Source organism: Halomonas sp. XH26, from assembly GCF_024138895.1.
Classification (GTDB): Bacteria; Pseudomonadota; Gammaproteobacteria; order Pseudomonadales; family Halomonadaceae; genus Vreelandella; species Vreelandella alkaliphila.
The window spans coordinates 3,645,888-3,662,273 of record NZ_CP071889.1 but is presented as its reverse complement, the minus strand read 5'-3'; the positions used below and the strand labels follow the sequence as shown (position 1 = coordinate 3,662,273).

The window sequence follows — 16,386 nt, the reverse complement described above, 5'->3', positions numbered from 1 at the left end:
CTGAAGTATCAGTTAGCCATCATGTATACGCCTGGGCCAATTGGCCAGCCCATGGCCAGCCAGAACATCAAAAACGCTGACCAGGCGAGCAAAAAGCCTATGGCTAACGGCAGCATGGTGGCTATCAACGTGCCTAGCCCCATATCTGGCTTATAGCGCTGCATATACACCAGTGCTACCGAAAAATATGGGCTCATAGGGGAGATGATGTTCGTGCTGGAATCGCCTATGCGGAACATTGCCAATACAAAAGCTGGATCGAAGTCGATCATCATCAGCATCGGCACGAATACCGGGGCCATTAATGCCCACTGAGCGGAGCCGCTGGTCATAAAGACGTTCAGCACTGCGCTCATCGCAATAAACGCGCCTACTAGCGGTAGCCCGGTAAATCCGGTGCTTTGCAGAATATTGGAGCCTTCAATAGCAATAAATTGCCCCAATTCTGACCAGCGGAAATAAGCAATAAACTGCGAAATGGCAAAGAACAGTACTAGGGTAGGTGCTAAGTCACTGGCAGACTCCGCCATGCGTTGTGGTACATCACGGCTGCTGGTGATCTTGTCGGTGGTGATGCCGTATACCAAGCCAATAGTGACGAAGTAGCCAAACATCAGTGGCACGAGTGAGCGCAAAAAGGGCGAGGGGATCAAGCCGCCCTCTTCATTGCGCAGTGGTGATGCCTCGGGCACCACGGCAATTAAGATCAGCGCTAGGTAAATCAGTGTGGCAATACCTACCCGCTTTAGGCCGCGCTTTTCTGCGTCGGTTAATGCCGGTTTTATAATGTCAGTTTTAAAGTCTTTGCTTATCGGTAGGGTGCGTTGCAGCCTCGGCTCTACGATCTTATCGATGACTAACGTGCCAACAATTGCCAGCACAAACACTGAGCAGGCCACAAAGTAGTAGTTATCAACAGGTGAGACGTAGGCGTCTGGGTCTACCAAGCGTGCGGCCTCCGTGGTTATGCCAGCAAACAGCGCATCCCCGACGGTAATGAACAGGCTGGCATCAAACCCGGCGCCTGCCGCTGCGTAGGCGGCAGCTGCACCGGCGATTGGGTGACGGCCCACCGAGTAGTACACCATGGCGGCTAGCGGGATCAGGATTAGGTAGTTGGCATCGGAGGCAATACTGCCGCAAATACCTGCCATAAAAACGCAGAAAGTGAGCAGAGCGGGTGGTGCTTTCGCCACGCTCACCTGCATCAAGGTCGACATTAAGCCCACTTTATCGGCCAAACCAATGCCAAACATCACCACCAAAATAAGGCCGAGGGGAGGGAAGTTAACGAAGTTACTGACCACGCTGGTCAGCATAAACTCAATGCCATCAGCCGATAGTAGACTGCGTACCTGCACCACTGCGTCGGTTTGCGGGTTAACCGCTGAAACGCCGAGTGCGGCAAGCAGGGCTGAGACGACCACAACTACGCCAGCCAAAATGACAAAGAGAATAAACGGGTGTGGGAGCTTATTACCCACACGCTCAATAGATGAAAGAACACCTTGCATCGTATAAATCCTTTTTACTTAACGTTATTTTTTTAATCGTAATAAGAGGCCTGCAGAGAATTACGCTCGTGCTAACAGCTCTTTTGCCAGCGCCACAAACATCCCGCCTGCGACCGGCAGAACAGCATCGTTAAAGTCGTAGTGCTCGTTGTGCAGATAGGCGCTATCGCCATTACCGACAAAGAAGAAACACCCCGGTACTTCCTGCAGGTAGAACGCGAAATCTTCGGCACCCATAGTGGGCATATAGTCCAGCTGCTGAATGTCGTGGCTTACTGCGTGTTTGTAGGCAACCGCTAACACACGTTCTGACCACGCAGGGTCGTTAACCAGGGGGGGCACCTGGTGTAGGTGTTCCAGATGAAACTGCGCACTGTGGGCTGCGCATACGCCAGCGGTTACCTGCTCAAGCTTGCCTGCAAGCGCTTCGCGTGAAGAGGGGCGGTCGCTGCGGATATTCACTAGCAGCTCGGCTTGGCCAGGAATCACATTGGCGGCATCGCCCGCATGGAAAGCAGCTACAGTGATCACGCCTGCTTCCAGCGGCGATTTGTGGCGGCCCACTAACCCTTGCAACTGCTGTACCAGCGATGCCCCGACATAAATAGGATCTACCGCCAAGTGCGGCATGGCGGCATGGCCGGAAATACCTTCGATAGTGATTTTATAAGTGTCGTTACCGCCCATAGCCGGCCCGGGTTTAACAAACAGTTGGCCTGTTGGGAAACCAGGGCGGTTGTGGTAGCCAAATATCGCGTCCACCTTGGGGTTTTCCAATACCCCTGCCTTGACCATGATGTCGGCACCATTGCCACCTTCCTCGCCAGGCTGAAATAGCAGTTTAATGTGTCCACATAGCTCGTCACGCAGCGCCATGATGGCCTCGGCAGCCAACAAAAGCGTGGCGGTATGCCCATCGTGACCACAGGCATGCATCAAACCTTGCCGTTGGGAGCGATGCTCAAATGTGTTGGCTTCCTTGATGGGTAACGCATCCATATCGGCGCGAAAGGCAATCACTGGCCCTTCGCGACCGGTCGCTAGCTCAGCCATAACGCCTGTAGTGGCAATACCTTCGGTAACGCGATAGCCAAGCGCTCTTAGCCGCTCCGCGACCAGCGCGGCGGTGTTATTTTCCTGGAATTTAAGCTCGGGCTGCTGGTGTAGCCGATGCCGCAAAGCAGTGGCTTCACTAACTTGTTTATCTGAAAACATTTCCTATCCCTACTGATGTCGGTGCCTTTATTCGGCTTTTTGTAAGCTAAGCGACTTGGCGGGTAGAAAAGAGTCGTTTTAATGACGAATTTGTTGCTTTCAAAGCAACGGTGATGGGTTGATACAACCGAAGTGACTTCTTAGCGATGTTATCAACGCCCTTGGCAGCTAGCGGTGAAACTTTCAGTGTCACCTTCTTTTAATGCTTATTTTTAACTTAAGCACTCTGCGTATCGACTAAATCATACCTCTTTGCGGCAGCCACACAGCCGGAGATTGCAATCACCCAGCGAAGTAAGCTATTGGTGGCGCAGTTGATAGATCAGCTTGATGCACAAGACACACACGGCCGTGGAGTGCTCGGTATGAAAACCTTGTCGAACATGGGGTTCGCCCTATTTGGTGCAGCGCTGGTAGCAATTAGCTATGGACTTGCGCGCTTTGCGTTTGGTTTGTTTGTGCCTTCCATTAGCGCCGAGCTAGAACTGACAGCGTACTTGGTTGGCATTATTGGGGCGCTGCCGTTTATTAGTTTTGTCTTGGCGACGTTGTTCGCACCGCTTGCAGCCGATCGGTTCGGTGCGCGTAATTTGGCGGTGTTGTCAGGTGGATTTGGTGTGGCTGGCCTTGTCTTTATCAGCCAGTCGTCTGGCGCCTTATCGCTCGGCGTAGGTGTGTTTGTCTGCGGGATTTGTACCGGTTTGATGATGCCCGCTCTGACGGCTGCTATGCAGGCGCTGGTGAGCCGAACAATGCATGGCCGCGTTAGCTCTATCATGAATGCTGGCACCAGTATTGGCATTATCGTAGCAGTGCCGACGGTCGTTTTCCTGGCCGATGCGTGGCGCTTTACCTACACTAGCTTTGCCGTTATGGCAGGCTTAGGGGTCATTGCTGCCTGGTACTTTATTCCTTCGGTCTCTCGGGTTGTGCCAGCGAATGCGGCGCCGCCACCGCCAATCACGCGGCTACAGTGGTCGCGCCTTACCCGGCTATCGCTCTTTGCTTTCGCTATGGGGTTTGTGTCTTCGCCGTTCTGGCTTTTTGCGCCTGATTTGGCCGTTACCCTTGGTGGGTTGCCTCCTAATCAAACTGGTTGGCTTTGGTTTGCCGTAGGACTTGCTGGGCTTGGAGGTGCCGTAGTGAGTGATTTGGCTGACCGTAATAACCCTCCTATTACGCAGGCATTAATGTTAATGATGCTGTCTTCAAGCTTGGTGTTGCTTGCTGCCAGTCCAGGCCAGTTAGCATTGGCGATATTTTCCGCCATGGTGTTTGGACTTGCTTACATGAGCTTAACGGGACTGTATCTGATGACGGGGATTCGGCTATTGCCGGGGCGGCTTTCCATGGGGCCAGTCTTGCCTTTTATGGCCTGTGCGCTTGGGCAGGCAGTAGGATCGCCGGTTGTTGGTATGCTGGTGGACGGCTTTGGTTATGCCTATGCATTTTCGCTATTTTCTGTCGTTGGTATTGTGGTGGCGATTATATCGCCAGCTTATCCTGGCCACATTGATTACTGGGCAGACTTGGTGGAAGAGTCAGTTGAAGAAGAACCACTGCAAGAGGAGCAGTCCGCTGCTGAAGAGACGGGGCTTCAAGCAGCATATGATCACCAATTGCTGGATGAGAATGGCGAGCCCATCGAAGAGCCCGTTACTAAAGAGGATAACGTGTCCTAATGCGCTGCTGTTTGGCGTTATACGGTCGAAATCCATGGAGGAGTTGGAGCAGGTGCCTGGGGAGCGCAATTTGCCGCGAGGGTTTGCCTTCACCGGTAGCAGAGGTGTGGCTAGAGGTAATGAGTACCTTCGCGGCATCGGCGACAAAAACGACAACGCCAGCTGAATCCAGAGGCTAGCGTTGTCGGACGAACATTGATCAGGCGAAGGCGTTCAGACACCAGGTAATGGCGGGGATGGCGACAATATCGATCAGCACGGCGCCGCACAGCGGGACGATAATGAAGGCCTTATGCGACACCACACGATAGTGCTCGCACACCGCGCTCATATTCGCCACCGCATTGGGAGTAGCGCCTAGACCGTGGCCAATAAAGCCCGCGGTAAGCACTGCGGCGTCGTAGTTGCGGCCCAGCAGACGGAACAGCACCACCACGGCCAGGAAGACGATGGCCAAGGTCTGCACCAGCAGGATTAATAGCAGTGAGCCGCCCATCTCCTGGAGCTGCCAGATCTTGAGATTCATCATTGCCATGGTCAGGAACACGCCCAAGGCTACGTCGCCCAGGGTGGCGAGGGCGTTGTCTGGCATGCTGACCCAGTGGAAGCGATCATTAAGATTGCGTAGCAGGATGGCGACAAACATGGCGCCCACATAACTCGGCAGGATGACCCCTAGGTGAGTTGACAGGGCCTCTTTGAACCACACTCCCAGTACCATGATCGGTACTACGACGGCCAGCACGCGCAGCAGGGTACGGCTGTCGATGGGCGCTTGGGTGGGGCGCTCCTCGGCTTGCAGTTTCTCCAGATCATGCACGTCCTCGGCGACAACCGGAATCTGCCGACGGTCGATGATCCAGCGGGCGATGGGCGCGCCGATCACACCGCCGACAATCATGCCGAAGGTGGCAGAGGCAATGGCGGCAGTAGTGGCACCCTGGGCACCCAGGGCTTCCGCCTCAGGGCCAAAGGCCGCTGCTGCGCCAAAGCCGCCCTCTAAGGAGGTGGCTCCGGCCATCAGGCCGATCAGCGGGTCGAGGCCAAGCAGGCTGGCCATGCCAATGCCCACGCCGTTCTGCATCAGCGCCAGCAGCCAGCAGGCCACTAGATAGATGCCCAGCGCCTTACCGCCCTTCTTGAGCAGCGCCAGGCTTCCACCCAGGCCCACGGTGGTGAAGAAGGCGATCATCAATGGACTCTGCATCGCCGTGTCAAGCTCGAAGGTAACCAAGCCAAGATCGCGCAGCAGCCAGGCCAGCAGGGCGAAGCCGAAACCGCCGATCACTGGGGTAGGGACGCAGAAGTGTTCCAGCCAGTTGAGCCGGCGCTTAAGCCCGGCGCCAAATGCAAGCAATATCAGCGCCAGTGCCGTGGTGGACACGGCATCCAGAGTAAAGTGCATGTTGATGCTCCATGAGTTGTTGTGTGCCGCTCAGGGCGGTCGGGTAGGGGTGGCCGTTGACGACCGGTTAATCGTTGGTTAGCGCGCCAGGCGCTCGACCAGACGGGCCGCAACACGGGCCGTTCGCGCGTCTATATCCAGGCTTGGATTGAACTCGGCTACGTCCACTACTGGCAGCGCAACGCGTGCGGCTAGATGATCAATGACATCCTCAACCAGGGACAGCTCGATGCCCCGGGCGGAAGGGGCGCTGACGCCCGGGGCAATCCAGGCTGGTAAGGCGTCTAAGCAGATGGTGAGGTAGAGCCAGTCGACCTGTGTCAGCAGCCGCTCCAGAGCGGCTTTCATCGCGGGGCTGTCCAGCGAGCGACACTGCTCGTCGAGCACCCACTCCACTCCCAACGACTCGGCGCGGGCGAAAAGCGCTGGCGTATTGCCGCCACGATTCACTCCAAGGCAGGTGTAGTGGAAGTCGATGCCCGCCTCTTGGCACAGCTCGGCGCACTGCCGAAAGGGCGTGCCGGAGCTGGCGCGCTCGGCCTGGCGCAGATCGAGATGGGCATCCAGATTGAGGATGCCTAGGCGTGGCATCGTCGCCTGACGTTGGGCGTGAGCCAGCAGTCCCGAGAAGCTAGCGAAGGCGATCTCGTGGCCGCCGCCTAAGCCGATGACCCGGTGGCCCTGTTCGAGCAGCTCGGACACCCGCCCGGCGAAGGCTTGCTGAGCGTCCTCTAAGTTGTCGCCCTGGCAGACCACATCGCCGGCATCATACAGCGGTGTCGTCAGGTGATACGCCTGGTTGGCTAGCTGGCGACGCAACACCAGGGGCCCTTCACTGGCCCCCGTCCGCCCTTGGTTGCGGGCTACGCCAGCATCAGAGCAGAACCCTAACAAAGCGCGCCCCGGCGCCTCGGCCCGAAAGGCCGGACGCATCACCTGATGCCAGCGCCGTGCGTCACCTGCCTCTGTGCTATCGACCCGGCCTTGCCAGGGCGCCATCAGCGCCGCCTCATTATCTGCTTGTGTCACTGCAGGAGTTCTCCCAATCGTTGTGCACTGAGGCGCGTGGCCTCGCTCAGAGTCTCGGCTCGGTCTTGAGCCCGAGCGCTGGGGGCCATCACACTGATCACCGCCTTGAGACGACCGCGGCCGTTGAACACTGGGGCACTGGCGCCCCATACTCCTTGATCGATTTCGCCCACGCTGACCGCCACGCCCCGTAGGCGAATGGTCTCGAGATCGATCAGGGCATCGTCCCGCTCCGCCTCCGAGCGAAGCATCAGCGCCATCTGGCGCTCTTCATCGCTCATCCAGGCCAGCAGCGCCCGAGCGCTGGCGCCCTTGAGTAGCGGTTGCACCTGGCCCCGGTGGTAGCAGCAGCGCAGCGGCTGTGGACTATCGATCATCTCTACGCAAAGGGCGTGGTCACGCACCGCCACCAGTAGCGCCGAGCTCTCCTGAGTGGTCTCAGTCAATTCGGTCAGCACTGGGCGAGCCCAGCGAAGCAGCTCGTTGTGGTGTTCGAAACCTTGGTGCAGACGCACCGCCTGAGGGCCCGGCGCATAGGTGCCGCCCTCGCGTTCGCTGACTAGGCCCCAGGCCAAAAGTTGGCGCAGGTGGCGATATGCGGTCGAGACTGGCTGAGCGGTCAGCTCGGCCAGCGACTTCACCGTCATTGCTTCCCCTTGATTTGCTAGGCAGCACAGTAGCGCTAGCATCCGGTCGGATGGCCCCATCGCAATTACCTCAAATTTTGATAAACGATACGCAGCAAAATAGATAAAAGAAAAAAAAGTTATCAATTTTTGATAATTAAAATTCTTAGGCTTTAGTCTTGATATGGGAAGGCGGGGTATTGTCGGCGTGAAATAGCAAGGGGTAACGCGATGTTCCAGCGGCATCAGCAACGTCGGATTTTTTAAAACGCCTAACGCAATGGTTGTGCTTTACCGATGCATTTTCACTCTGTACATCGCGCTATCAGCATGCCTGAGCAGCGTATCCGCATCGTCCCCATCGGCGGGATAACAGGCTGTACCAATACTGCAAGACGGCATGTTGATCGCTCCAAATTCTGCGCCCAGCGGCTCGGCCATGATGGCGAGAATCTGATTTACCTTGTGTGTAACGGCCTCCATTGATTGGATGCCCGTCAGTAGAATAGTAAATTCATCACCGCCCATGCGCGCGGCCGTGTCTGTTTGACGTAGACAGCTTTCCAGTCGCCGAGCCACTGTACAGAGCACTTCATCTCCTATGGCATGTCCATAGGTATCGTTAATCAGCTTGAAGTCATTAATATCCAGAAACAGCAGCGCAAGGCCGCTCTGGTGGCGATGAGCCGCGCCCAAGCCTGAAACGAGCCGATCATAGAAGAGTGATCTATTCGTCAGCTTTGTTAGTGGATCGTGATGGGCAAGGAAGCGTAATTCTTCTTCGGCTTGTATTAGGGCTGTTACGTCTCGAGCAACGCCGATGCGAACTTCTTCGTCTTCATACCAGCGAGCAGACCATAGAATGTGCACAGTGCTGCCATCCTTGCGGAGGTAGCGGTTGCGGAAATCGATGTGTTGTTGACCGCTCATGACCCGCACAATGGAAGCTTGCGTGAGCGCGAGATCGTCAGGATGCATGTAATGGGTGATTAAAGTGCCGGTCAGTTCATCAGCACGGTAACCAAGCAGTGACTCGCAGGCATCACTCACAAACAGGATCTGATGGTCTTTATCGACCACGAAGACCGTGTCCAGCATCAGATGCACTAGTTTGGGATAGAGCGCTTGCAGGTCAATTGGCATAGGCTAATCCGGTTAACATTGTTCAATGGCAGGCAAGTTGCCAAAGAGCGATCATAACCTATGACCCAATGTCTAATACGTTGACCAGACAACGTAAGTCTTTTAGCTGGTTAAGCCCACTAGCCCCATCATGAGCTTAATTCCCAGTGAAAGCAGTAATAGAACACCAACACTCGAAAACCAAATGATCATTAACCAGCCTAAGCGCCTAGCGAGTGGTTCTATCTGGCTATTTGCTAGATTACTTTATTAGTAGATGTTCTTCATGGCAGGCTTAGTTTTTAACCAAAAAACCATATCAGTTAGGAAGAGGGGTGAGCTACAGAGCGGCAGGGATTTAAAACAGAGTTAATAGCTGTCCTAGGGTTTCCATGCCCCGCTCGCTGCGTGCTGTCCACGGGTGGCCATAGCTTAAGCGTACGCAATGCCGGAACTGCTGAGTTGCGGAAAAAATGGGGCCTGGCGCCAAGCTAACACCATGGTCGAGCGCCATGTTGAATAAGCGTAGTGAATCAACTTTTTCAGGAAACTCTACCCATAAAAAGTAGCCGCCATCAGGCCGAGTGATACGTGTTTGGGTGGGAAAGTAGCGATCTGCAGACGCCAGCATACTACCTTGTTGGGCTTCTAGAGCGTGGCGGAGCTTACGTAAGTGACGGTCATAGCCGCCGTGCTGTAAATAGTCGGCAATGGCTGCCTGTGCGGGAATGGAAGGCGAAATAGTCGTCATTAACTTCAGTCGTGAAATAGCTTCGGCGTAGCGCCCTCCCGCTACCCAGCCAACGCGATAGCCAGGCGCCAAACATTTCGAGAAAGAGCTGCAGTGAATGACTAGCCCCTCATCATCAAACGCTTTCACTGGGGTAGGCGGTGTGCTGCCAAAGTACAGCTCGGCATACACATCATCCTCTAGCATGGGGACTTGGTGCTGCTTTAATAGTTGATAAAGGGTCTGCTTTCGTTCATTGCTTAGGCTGGCGCCGAGCGGGTTTTGCAGATGGCTCATAAACCAGCAGGCTTTGATAGGTAGCGACGCCAATCGCTCTGCTAGCACATCAAGGTCGATACCCTCGCGTGGATGCACTGGAATCTCCACTGCACGCAGTTTTAGTCGCTCCAATACTTGCAGGCTGGCATAAAACGCCGGGGACTCAACCGCCACCAAATCGCCAGGTTGGGTCACGCATTGCAGGGCTAAGTTGAGCGCTTCCATCGCGCCATTAGTAATCACCAGCTCTTCCATTGGAAGCTGAATGCCTCCCAGCATATAGCGGAGAGCGATTTGTCGGCACAGGTCGACATGCCCGGTGGTCATGTCGGCCACTACCTGCTGAGGAGAAAGCTCGCGCAGACCACGTGTCATGCTGGTGCTCAGCCGCGAAAGTGGGAAAAGCTCAGGGCTTGGGAAAGCTGACCCAAAAGGCACCGTTCGATCATCCTGCAGTGAGTCGAGCACCGAGAACACTAGCTCACTGACTTCTACTTCCGCGGGGTCGGTGGGCTGCAACGTCACACGTGGCTCGCCCAGCAAGCGCCGAGCATGTTCACGAACAAAATAGCCTGAGCGTGCTCGTGCCGTGATGAGACCGCGGTTTTCGAGTAAGTAGTACGCCTGAAACACCGTGGATGGGCTGATCCCATGGTGACGACTGGCCTGGCGAACCGACGGAATTCGCTCCCCAGGACCAAGCACGCCCTGACGAATCAGCGTGGCTATCTCATCGGCAAATTGTTCGTAACGTTTCATGGGATAAACCGTCGGTGCGTTGAGGATAGCACCAGGATACTCCATCACAGTTTTAGGTGGCACAGGTGAAACTCTCTGCTAGAGGGAAATGCCACTGTGACGGATGTGGGAAATTTAAAACAGGCTCAAATCCATTAATAAAAAGCATATCAGAAGGTAGCTTTATAAGCTGTTTAGGCTCAACTGATACGCAATATTTCTCTAAAACTGCGCCTGTTTGTTAGTCAGCGTAGTGGGGATAGTGGTGGTTAATAATCGGCGACGCCCCTCGACCGTATGACCTCCATTCCCTCTTTTCTGGATATCGGTATGACGCAACGCATTCCATTGCAAAACCTAACCACTGAGGCAGCGGTTGAACACCACTCGCCTGCATCTAATGATTCCCGCCACCAGCCTTTTAGTAGCAACCCGTCCAATAATAAGCCACCCCAGCTTGGACATATTTATGTGCGAGAAATTGGTGGTTTTTTTCAGCGCATCCGGCGCTGCTCAAACTGGTTGTTAATGGCGCTGTATTTTGGCTTGCCATGGATTAATTGGGGGGGGCGGCCGCTGGTGTGGTTTGATCTTGCTGCGCAAGAGTTCCATATTTTTGCGGCGACGTTTTATCCACAAGACTTTATCTTGCTCACCTGGATCTTGGTGTTGTGCGCGTTTGGCCTGTTTTTGATCACGGTAGCGGCGGGGCGCGTGTGGTGTGGCTATAGCTGCCCGCAAAGCGTTTGGACCTTTCTGTTTATCTGGTTTGAGCATCGCTTGGAAGGGCCACGGCACCGTCGCATACGTCGTGATAACGCATCACGTACCTTTGACACGCTTTGGCGCAAAACCGCTAAGCATACGGCTTGGTTGCTAATCGCGCTGGCAACGGGGATCGCCTTTGTCGGTTACTTCACGCCGATTAGAGCGTTGGTGGTAGATTTTGTCAGCTTGAATGCGCATCCCTGGGCGCTATTTTGGATCGGCTTCTTCACGGTTTTTACGTACCTGAATGCGGGTTGGCTACGCCACCAAGTATGCCTCCATATGTGTCCTTACTCGCGTTTTCAGTCGGCAATGTTCGACGCCAATACACTGATTGTTTCTTATGATGCTGCGCGTGGTGAACCTCGTCGTAATCATCATCAAAAGGGTGCTGAGGCATCCAGTGTTGGTGACTGCATCGATTGTGAGCTGTGTGTTCAGGTGTGCCCAACAGGTATCGATATTCGTGATGGACTGCAGTACGAATGCATTGGCTGCGCCGCGTGTATTGATGCCTGTGACAGCGTCATGGCACGGATTAATAAACCGCTTGGCCTTGTGCGGTATACCACGGAGCGCGCGTTGGAGGGTAAAGACACCCGTTTCTGGCGCCCTCAACTGATCGCCTATGCTGTGGCGCTGCTCTCTATGGTGGTGCTGCTCGTTGGCTTCTTAAACACCCGTGTGCCCATCGATGTAGATGTTGCGCGAGATCGCCAAGCGTTGTTTGAAGGTACTGAAAGTGGACGCATCGTCAACTACTACAACGTAACGCTGCGCAATCAAGATACCGATCCTCACCGCTATGTGTTAACGGCATCCGGCTTGCCAGGGCTGCGCTTACAAGGCATGGAAACCATTGACGTAGAGGCTAACGAGACTCGCCGCTTACGGGTTGCTCTCAGCGCCGATGAGGGTGTTTTGACTCAACCCAGCCACTCCATTGAGCTGCGCTTTACATCGCTGGAAGAACCATCGGTAACGCGTGTGAGTGAAACGCGTTTCCTGGGGCCGTCGAGATAACCGTCTTTTTCTTGGTCAAGATGATGACGTTGACTAGCTATGCTGCCTTCTAGAAAAATCTAGTGGGCAGCATCGGTTGTTGTTAGTGTTTTCTTCATATTTTCGTTAGTGCGCTTCACTTTTTTACTGCGCAACTTACAAGCGTAGGATATAGCGAGCGGTACCACTTGCAGAGTTCTTTATATTGATGTTTTTTTATATGACATCAATTGGTTACGTTATAAAAATAGCAAATTTTCTAATTATCAGAGATCATATGTAAATGTAAAAAACGCTTACGCATGAATCATTGCGGTATATTTCAAGGTAGAGCATGGTGACATCCAACTTATTTTCGCTTGATGATTTCCCAATAGGGTGCATGGTTACTGACTATAAGCGTCGGATTCTCTATAGTAATCGCTATCTTGAGCAGTATCACGGTTATTCAACGCGTGATTTATTAGGCGCCGATCTGTTCATTTTATTGAGCAAAGCGTCACAGATTATGTATGACACTTATATAGTGCCTATTTTAGTTCGGGAAAAGCAGTGCGACGAAATACGGCTTTCAATGGTGACTCGTTCTACAAGTACCCTACCAATCGTGGTGAATGTGCTTTGCGATGATAGTGCCAATGAGCGTATTTTCTGGAGTGTCAGTAGTTCTAGCCGATCTGACCAGTTATTTCAGGAGTTGACGGAGACTAAAAAGCTTCTTGAGCAGAAGGTCTCTTTGCTACGCACTTTATCAGATACCGATCAATTGACCGGTTTACCTAACCGCGCGGCTTTGACCAAGCACCTTGATCAGAAAATCATTGATTTACAGAAAAATGATATGGCGTTCGCGCTTGCGTTTGTTGATCTTGATGGCTTTAAAGAGGTGAATGATCTCTATGGTCACCATATGGGCGATAGAATTCTTCAATTAGTAGCCAAGCGCTTGGCTACTAATTTAAGAAGCGACGATTTGATTGCTCGTTTTGGTGGCGATGAGTTTGTTATTTTTTTGAATGGACGCTTTAGTGCCGGTTTAGTTGAAGAGTCACTTTCTCGACTTATTAATAAACTTTCAGAACCCTTTGATATAGATTCGGTGCTGTTAAAGCTCTCTGCCAGTATAGGCGTTACCCTCTATCCGCAATCGAAAGAGGTAGAGCCTGACCAATTGATTCGTCAAGCCGATCAGGCGATGTATCAAGCAAAGCTGTCAGGAAAAAATCAGATTTGTTTATTTAATGTGGGTAATGAACAAGTCCAAAAAGGCAAACAATCAGAGTTAAATGCTATTAGAGCTGCGATGGGCGCTAATCAGTTTGAGCTTTATTTCCAGCCCAAAATTAATATGCTCACGGGGAGGGTGATTGGAGCTGAAGCGCTCATACGCTGGAACCATCCCAGCGACGGATTAAAAGAACCCGCCACTTTTTTGCCTGTGCTGAATAATACGTCGACTGGCGTGGAGCTGGGGAGATGGGTTATCACTAGCGCACTTTGCCAGCTTCAGGAGTGGCTTCAGCAAGGACTGGATTTACATGTCAGTGTCAATATCGATGGGTATCACTTACAGCATTCCCAGTTTCTCTGCGATTTAAGCCACATACTTGCTGACTTTCCTGGTTTGCCAAAACAGCGACTTGAGCTTGAGGTTTTGGAAACAAGCACTATTGAGGATGTTAGCCATGTTTACTCGGTGCTCAATGCTTGCCGAATGATGGGAATCCGTATCTCGTTAGATGACTTTGGTACCGGGTACTCCTCTTTAAGCCATCTTAGAGACCTATCAGTTGATACACTAAAAATTGATCGTAGTTTCGTTCAAAATATGCTGTCTAGCGCTGGAGATTTAGCGATTCTTAAAGGTGTTATTGGTTTTGCCGGCGCATTCGAATGTGATTTGGTCGCTGAAGGTGTTGAAACGCTTCAACATAGCCAACAGCTTATTGAGCTTGGCTGCGAATGTGGGCAAGGATATTTTATTGCCCGTCCAATGCCTGCTCATGCCTTCAAACCCTGGGTTGAAGAGTGGCATCAGCACGCTTTTAAGAAGCAATTCAAACGTCATCGATAGTTAATTTTTGGTATATAAAACCGTTAAGCTAAGGGAGCAAAGCAAACGTGTTAACAAAAGAGCGAGTCATAGCTCGAAATAATGTAACCGTTGTTGGGTCAGGCAATAAAACCCTGATGCTCGCTCACGGTTTTGGCTGTGACCAACATATGTGGCAGTACCTTATCCCCCAGCTTGAAGAGCACTACACGCTGGTCTTGTTTGACTATGTAGGATCAGGTCAATCAACAATTTCTGCCTTCAGCGAGTCACGCTATAATACGCTGGAAGGTTATGCTCGTGATGTTACCGATATTTGTGATGCTCTCAATTTGAGCGAGGTGCATTTTGTTGGGCATTCTGTTAGTTGCAACATTGGCCTCTTAGCGGCCATTGCCAGCCCCGAGCGATTCGCTAGTCATATTATGATTTGTCCCTCGCCTTGCTTTCTCAATATGCCACCCAACTATTACGGTGGCTTTGAGCGTAGTGATCTGGAAGAACTTATTGGCTTAATGGATCGAAATTATATCGGATGGGCTAATTATCTGGCACCACTGATTATGGGGTCTGGGACGTCTCATGCGTTAATTGGAGAGCTCTCCAGCAGTTTCTGTTCAACCGACCCGTTAGTGGCGAAAACCTTTGCGCGAGCTACCTTCTTTTCGGATTACAGACATTTACTACCTCAAGCGAAACACGCGGCGCTATTGCTTCAAAGCGAAGTAGACTCCCTTGCTAGCCCGGAAGTAGGGCGTTATATCCATGCGCAAATGCCTCATAGCACACTGCGTGTTATGGTAAGCGAGGGGCACTGTATCCACATGACGCATCCAGAGCTTGTCGCTCGGGAAATTAACGCCTGGTTAGAGGGTAGGCGTTAACGTGTGAGTAGACCGTGTCGTAGGTTAGTTAGAGCTTGTAGGGCAAGAGGTGCTAGCTCTTGCCCTGGACGGTTCGCATAACGGCTTAGTATGTTTTATTACCTAGTGTGTTGTTTATAAAAGTATTTTATCGAATCAAGTTCTTCAGAGAATTGCTTATTGGCGTAAGGATGCGGTGGCATCTTGTGGGCCATGGACAACATCTTTAAGTTCGACGTGCCGTATTTCATCAATATCAGTTAGCTCATCTAAATCGAAATGAATATAGTTAAGGCTGTCGTAAGAGCGTATGTGGAAGTGCCGCTGCTGGAGGTCAATCAATGACGTCCAGGAGGTGTACTCAGACGTGTAGACGCGATTATTGTTAACGCCTGGGGCCGCAATGTTTTCAATAGAATCATGGAAACGGTTGTCGATAGTAATGCCGCGCGGACGGTCAAAATTATTCATGACGTGCGCCAGCGTGGTGATTGCATTATCAGCATCTTCCGCTTTTTCGGCAAACTGAGAATAGTAAACGGCGCGTACAAAGCGGCCAACCGATGTGTTTGAGGCGGGGAGCCCAGCAGTGGCGATGCCTGAATCAGGTTGGGCGAGTGTTACCCCATTAAGCTCCAATTTTGATTGATCAATGTTGCTTAAAAATGTGTAGTTGTTCAGGTTAGTCATATGCCAGGAAAATTCTGGCCCATTCGTCATAACACCTAGCGGGTTATCAATAATATTTTGTTCGCCGTTAGCAAACTCGATCACAATTGAATTACCCGTAGTGTCATGCAGGGTGTAATGGAACGGTGTTTTTAGTAACCCATGGGGTAGTAATGAAGTGACTAATACAGGTTGTTCTTCTAATGCCTGTTTGACTTCGTCGACTGTATCAAACTGAGAAAGCGTCCAGGCGCCTAAGTCGATAGCGGCTAGCACTGCTTGTGTGTTGTCGACCATATCTACGGGACCTTCGGTACTCGCGAATGCCAGCACGCTGAATGTTAGGCCTTTGTCATTAAGCCCTTCCGCTACTTTTACGTCTCCTGAGACTGGGTCAGGTACGCTAATCGCTACAAATGCGTTTTGACCAGTAAAGTCTAGTGCATGATGTTTGTCAGCTTGCGAACCAAAGGTAGTGCCTTCAGGAAAGTAAGATACCTTGTAAGGTAACTCCATGGGCAACTCCATGGTGCGGCCCGCATAATAGTGATCATTTGCGTCGCTATAGAGAAGGGAAGTGCAAGCGGATACGGTGGGTGCTATGGCGATACTGGCAACGGCGATACATAGCGGCGCTAAACGAGGTTTAGAAAGGCGTAGCATCATATATTTCCTCACAAAATCATTAAGA

The 16,386-nt window shown here is 52.2% G+C and carries 13 protein-coding genes; 4 read left to right on the top strand and 9 right to left on the bottom strand.

The features are described 5' to 3' along the window. Window positions 1-8 precede the first annotated feature (8 nt). Window positions 9-1,514 (bottom strand): AbgT family transporter, encoded by a 1,506-nt coding sequence (locus J4377_RS16780; RefSeq protein WP_095603603.1) that lies wholly within the window; start codon window positions 1,512-1,514, stop codon window positions 9-11. 60 nt (window positions 1,515-1,574) lie between these two features. Then, a complete protein-coding gene (locus J4377_RS16775; RefSeq protein ID WP_095603604.1) occupies window positions 1,575-2,729 on the bottom strand; it encodes a M20 family metallopeptidase in 1,155 nt (384 codons plus the stop codon). Between the two features lie 365 nt (window positions 2,730-3,094). Between J4377_RS16775 and J4377_RS16770 the strand changes: the two genes are divergently transcribed. Continuing rightward, window positions 3,095-4,411: an MFS transporter gene (locus J4377_RS16770; protein ID WP_198349302.1), complete on the top strand. Its 1,317-nt coding sequence runs from the start codon at window positions 3,095-3,097 to the stop codon at window positions 4,409-4,411. A gap of 199 nt (window positions 4,412-4,610) precedes the next feature. Here J4377_RS16770 and gltS read toward each other — a convergent pair whose 3' ends face one another. From gltS to mapR, 6 genes are all read right to left on the bottom strand, one after another. Further along, complete coding sequence (gene gltS, locus J4377_RS16765; RefSeq protein WP_099049295.1) at window positions 4,611-5,816, bottom strand: sodium/glutamate symporter; 1,206 nt, start codon at window positions 5,814-5,816, stop codon at window positions 4,611-4,613. 78 nt (window positions 5,817-5,894) lie between these two features. Then, window positions 5,895-6,815, bottom strand: coding sequence for a formimidoylglutamase (gene hutG, locus J4377_RS16760; RefSeq protein WP_198349501.1), 921 nt, complete (start codon window positions 6,813-6,815; stop codon window positions 5,895-5,897). Window positions 6,816-6,841: 26 nt separating this feature from the next. Further along, window positions 6,842-7,552 (bottom strand): IclR family transcriptional regulator, encoded by a 711-nt coding sequence (locus J4377_RS16755; protein ID WP_038478978.1) that lies wholly within the window; start codon window positions 7,550-7,552, stop codon window positions 6,842-6,844. Window positions 7,553-7,762: 210 nt separating this feature from the next. Then, on the bottom strand, window positions 7,763-8,614 hold the full coding sequence (locus J4377_RS16750; protein ID WP_038478975.1) for a sensor domain-containing diguanylate cyclase: 852 nt from the start codon (window positions 8,612-8,614) through the stop codon (window positions 7,763-7,765). Between the two features lie 102 nt (window positions 8,615-8,716). After that, window positions 8,717-8,839, bottom strand: coding sequence for a DUF2474 family protein (locus tag J4377_RS16745; protein WP_084183612.1), 123 nt, complete (start codon window positions 8,837-8,839; stop codon window positions 8,717-8,719). A 112-nt stretch (window positions 8,840-8,951) separates the two neighbouring features. Beyond that, window positions 8,952-10,361, bottom strand: a complete 1,410-nt coding sequence (gene mapR, locus J4377_RS16740) for a GntR family transcriptional regulator MpaR (protein WP_089040994.1) — start codon at window positions 10,359-10,361, stop codon at window positions 8,952-8,954. A 309-nt stretch (window positions 10,362-10,670) separates the two neighbouring features. Between mapR and ccoG the strand changes: the two genes are divergently transcribed. From ccoG to J4377_RS16725, 3 genes are all read left to right on the top strand, one after another. Further along, window positions 10,671-12,131 (top strand): cytochrome c oxidase accessory protein CcoG, encoded by a 1,461-nt coding sequence (ccoG, locus tag J4377_RS16735; RefSeq protein ID WP_253486198.1) that lies wholly within the window; start codon window positions 10,671-10,673, stop codon window positions 12,129-12,131. Between the two features lie 313 nt (window positions 12,132-12,444). Continuing rightward, on the top strand, window positions 12,445-14,184 hold the full coding sequence (locus tag J4377_RS16730) for a GGDEF and EAL domain-containing protein (protein WP_038478970.1): 1,740 nt from the start codon (window positions 12,445-12,447) through the stop codon (window positions 14,182-14,184). A gap of 47 nt (window positions 14,185-14,231) precedes the next feature. Further along, complete coding sequence (locus tag J4377_RS16725; protein ID WP_253486197.1) at window positions 14,232-15,047, top strand: alpha/beta fold hydrolase; 816 nt, start codon at window positions 14,232-14,234, stop codon at window positions 15,045-15,047. A gap of 156 nt (window positions 15,048-15,203) precedes the next feature. Here the strand turns inward: J4377_RS16725 and J4377_RS16720 are convergent, their stop codons facing one another. Continuing rightward, window positions 15,204-16,361 (bottom strand): linear amide C-N hydrolase, encoded by a 1,158-nt coding sequence (locus tag J4377_RS16720; RefSeq protein ID WP_253486196.1) that lies wholly within the window; start codon window positions 16,359-16,361, stop codon window positions 15,204-15,206. Window positions 16,362-16,386 lie beyond the last annotated feature (25 nt).

What these genes read in the sequence shown, in the direction of transcription:
- J4377_RS16780 (WP_095603603.1), bottom strand. Translation starts at nt 1,514, where the DNA reads ATGCAAGGTGTTCTTTCATCTATTGAGCGTGTGGGTAATAAGCTCCCA.
- J4377_RS16775 (WP_095603604.1), bottom strand. Translation starts at nt 2,729, where the DNA reads ATGTTTTCAGATAAACAAGTTAGTGAAGCCACTGCTTTGCGGCATCGG.
- J4377_RS16770 (WP_198349302.1), top strand. Translation starts at nt 3,095, where the DNA reads ATGAAAACCTTGTCGAACATGGGGTTCGCCCTATTTGGTGCAGCGCTG.
- gltS (WP_099049295.1), bottom strand. Translation starts at nt 5,816, where the DNA reads ATGCACTTTACTCTGGATGCCGTGTCCACCACGGCACTGGCGCTGATA.
- hutG (WP_198349501.1), bottom strand. Translation starts at nt 6,815, where the DNA reads ATGGCGCCCTGGCAAGGCCGGGTCGATAGCACAGAGGCAGGTGACGCA.
- J4377_RS16755 (WP_038478978.1), bottom strand. Translation starts at nt 7,552, where the DNA reads ATGGGGCCATCCGACCGGATGCTAGCGCTACTGTGCTGCCTAGCAAAT.
- J4377_RS16750 (WP_038478975.1), bottom strand. Translation starts at nt 8,614, where the DNA reads ATGCCAATTGACCTGCAAGCGCTCTATCCCAAACTAGTGCATCTGATG.
- mapR (WP_089040994.1), bottom strand. Translation starts at nt 10,361, where the DNA reads ATGAAACGTTACGAACAATTTGCCGATGAGATAGCCACGCTGATTCGT.
- ccoG (WP_253486198.1), top strand. Translation starts at nt 10,671, where the DNA reads ATGACGCAACGCATTCCATTGCAAAACCTAACCACTGAGGCAGCGGTT.
- J4377_RS16730 (WP_038478970.1), top strand. Translation starts at nt 12,445, where the DNA reads ATGGTGACATCCAACTTATTTTCGCTTGATGATTTCCCAATAGGGTGC.
- J4377_RS16720 (WP_253486196.1), bottom strand. Translation starts at nt 16,361, where the DNA reads ATGATGCTACGCCTTTCTAAACCTCGTTTAGCGCCGCTATGTATCGCC.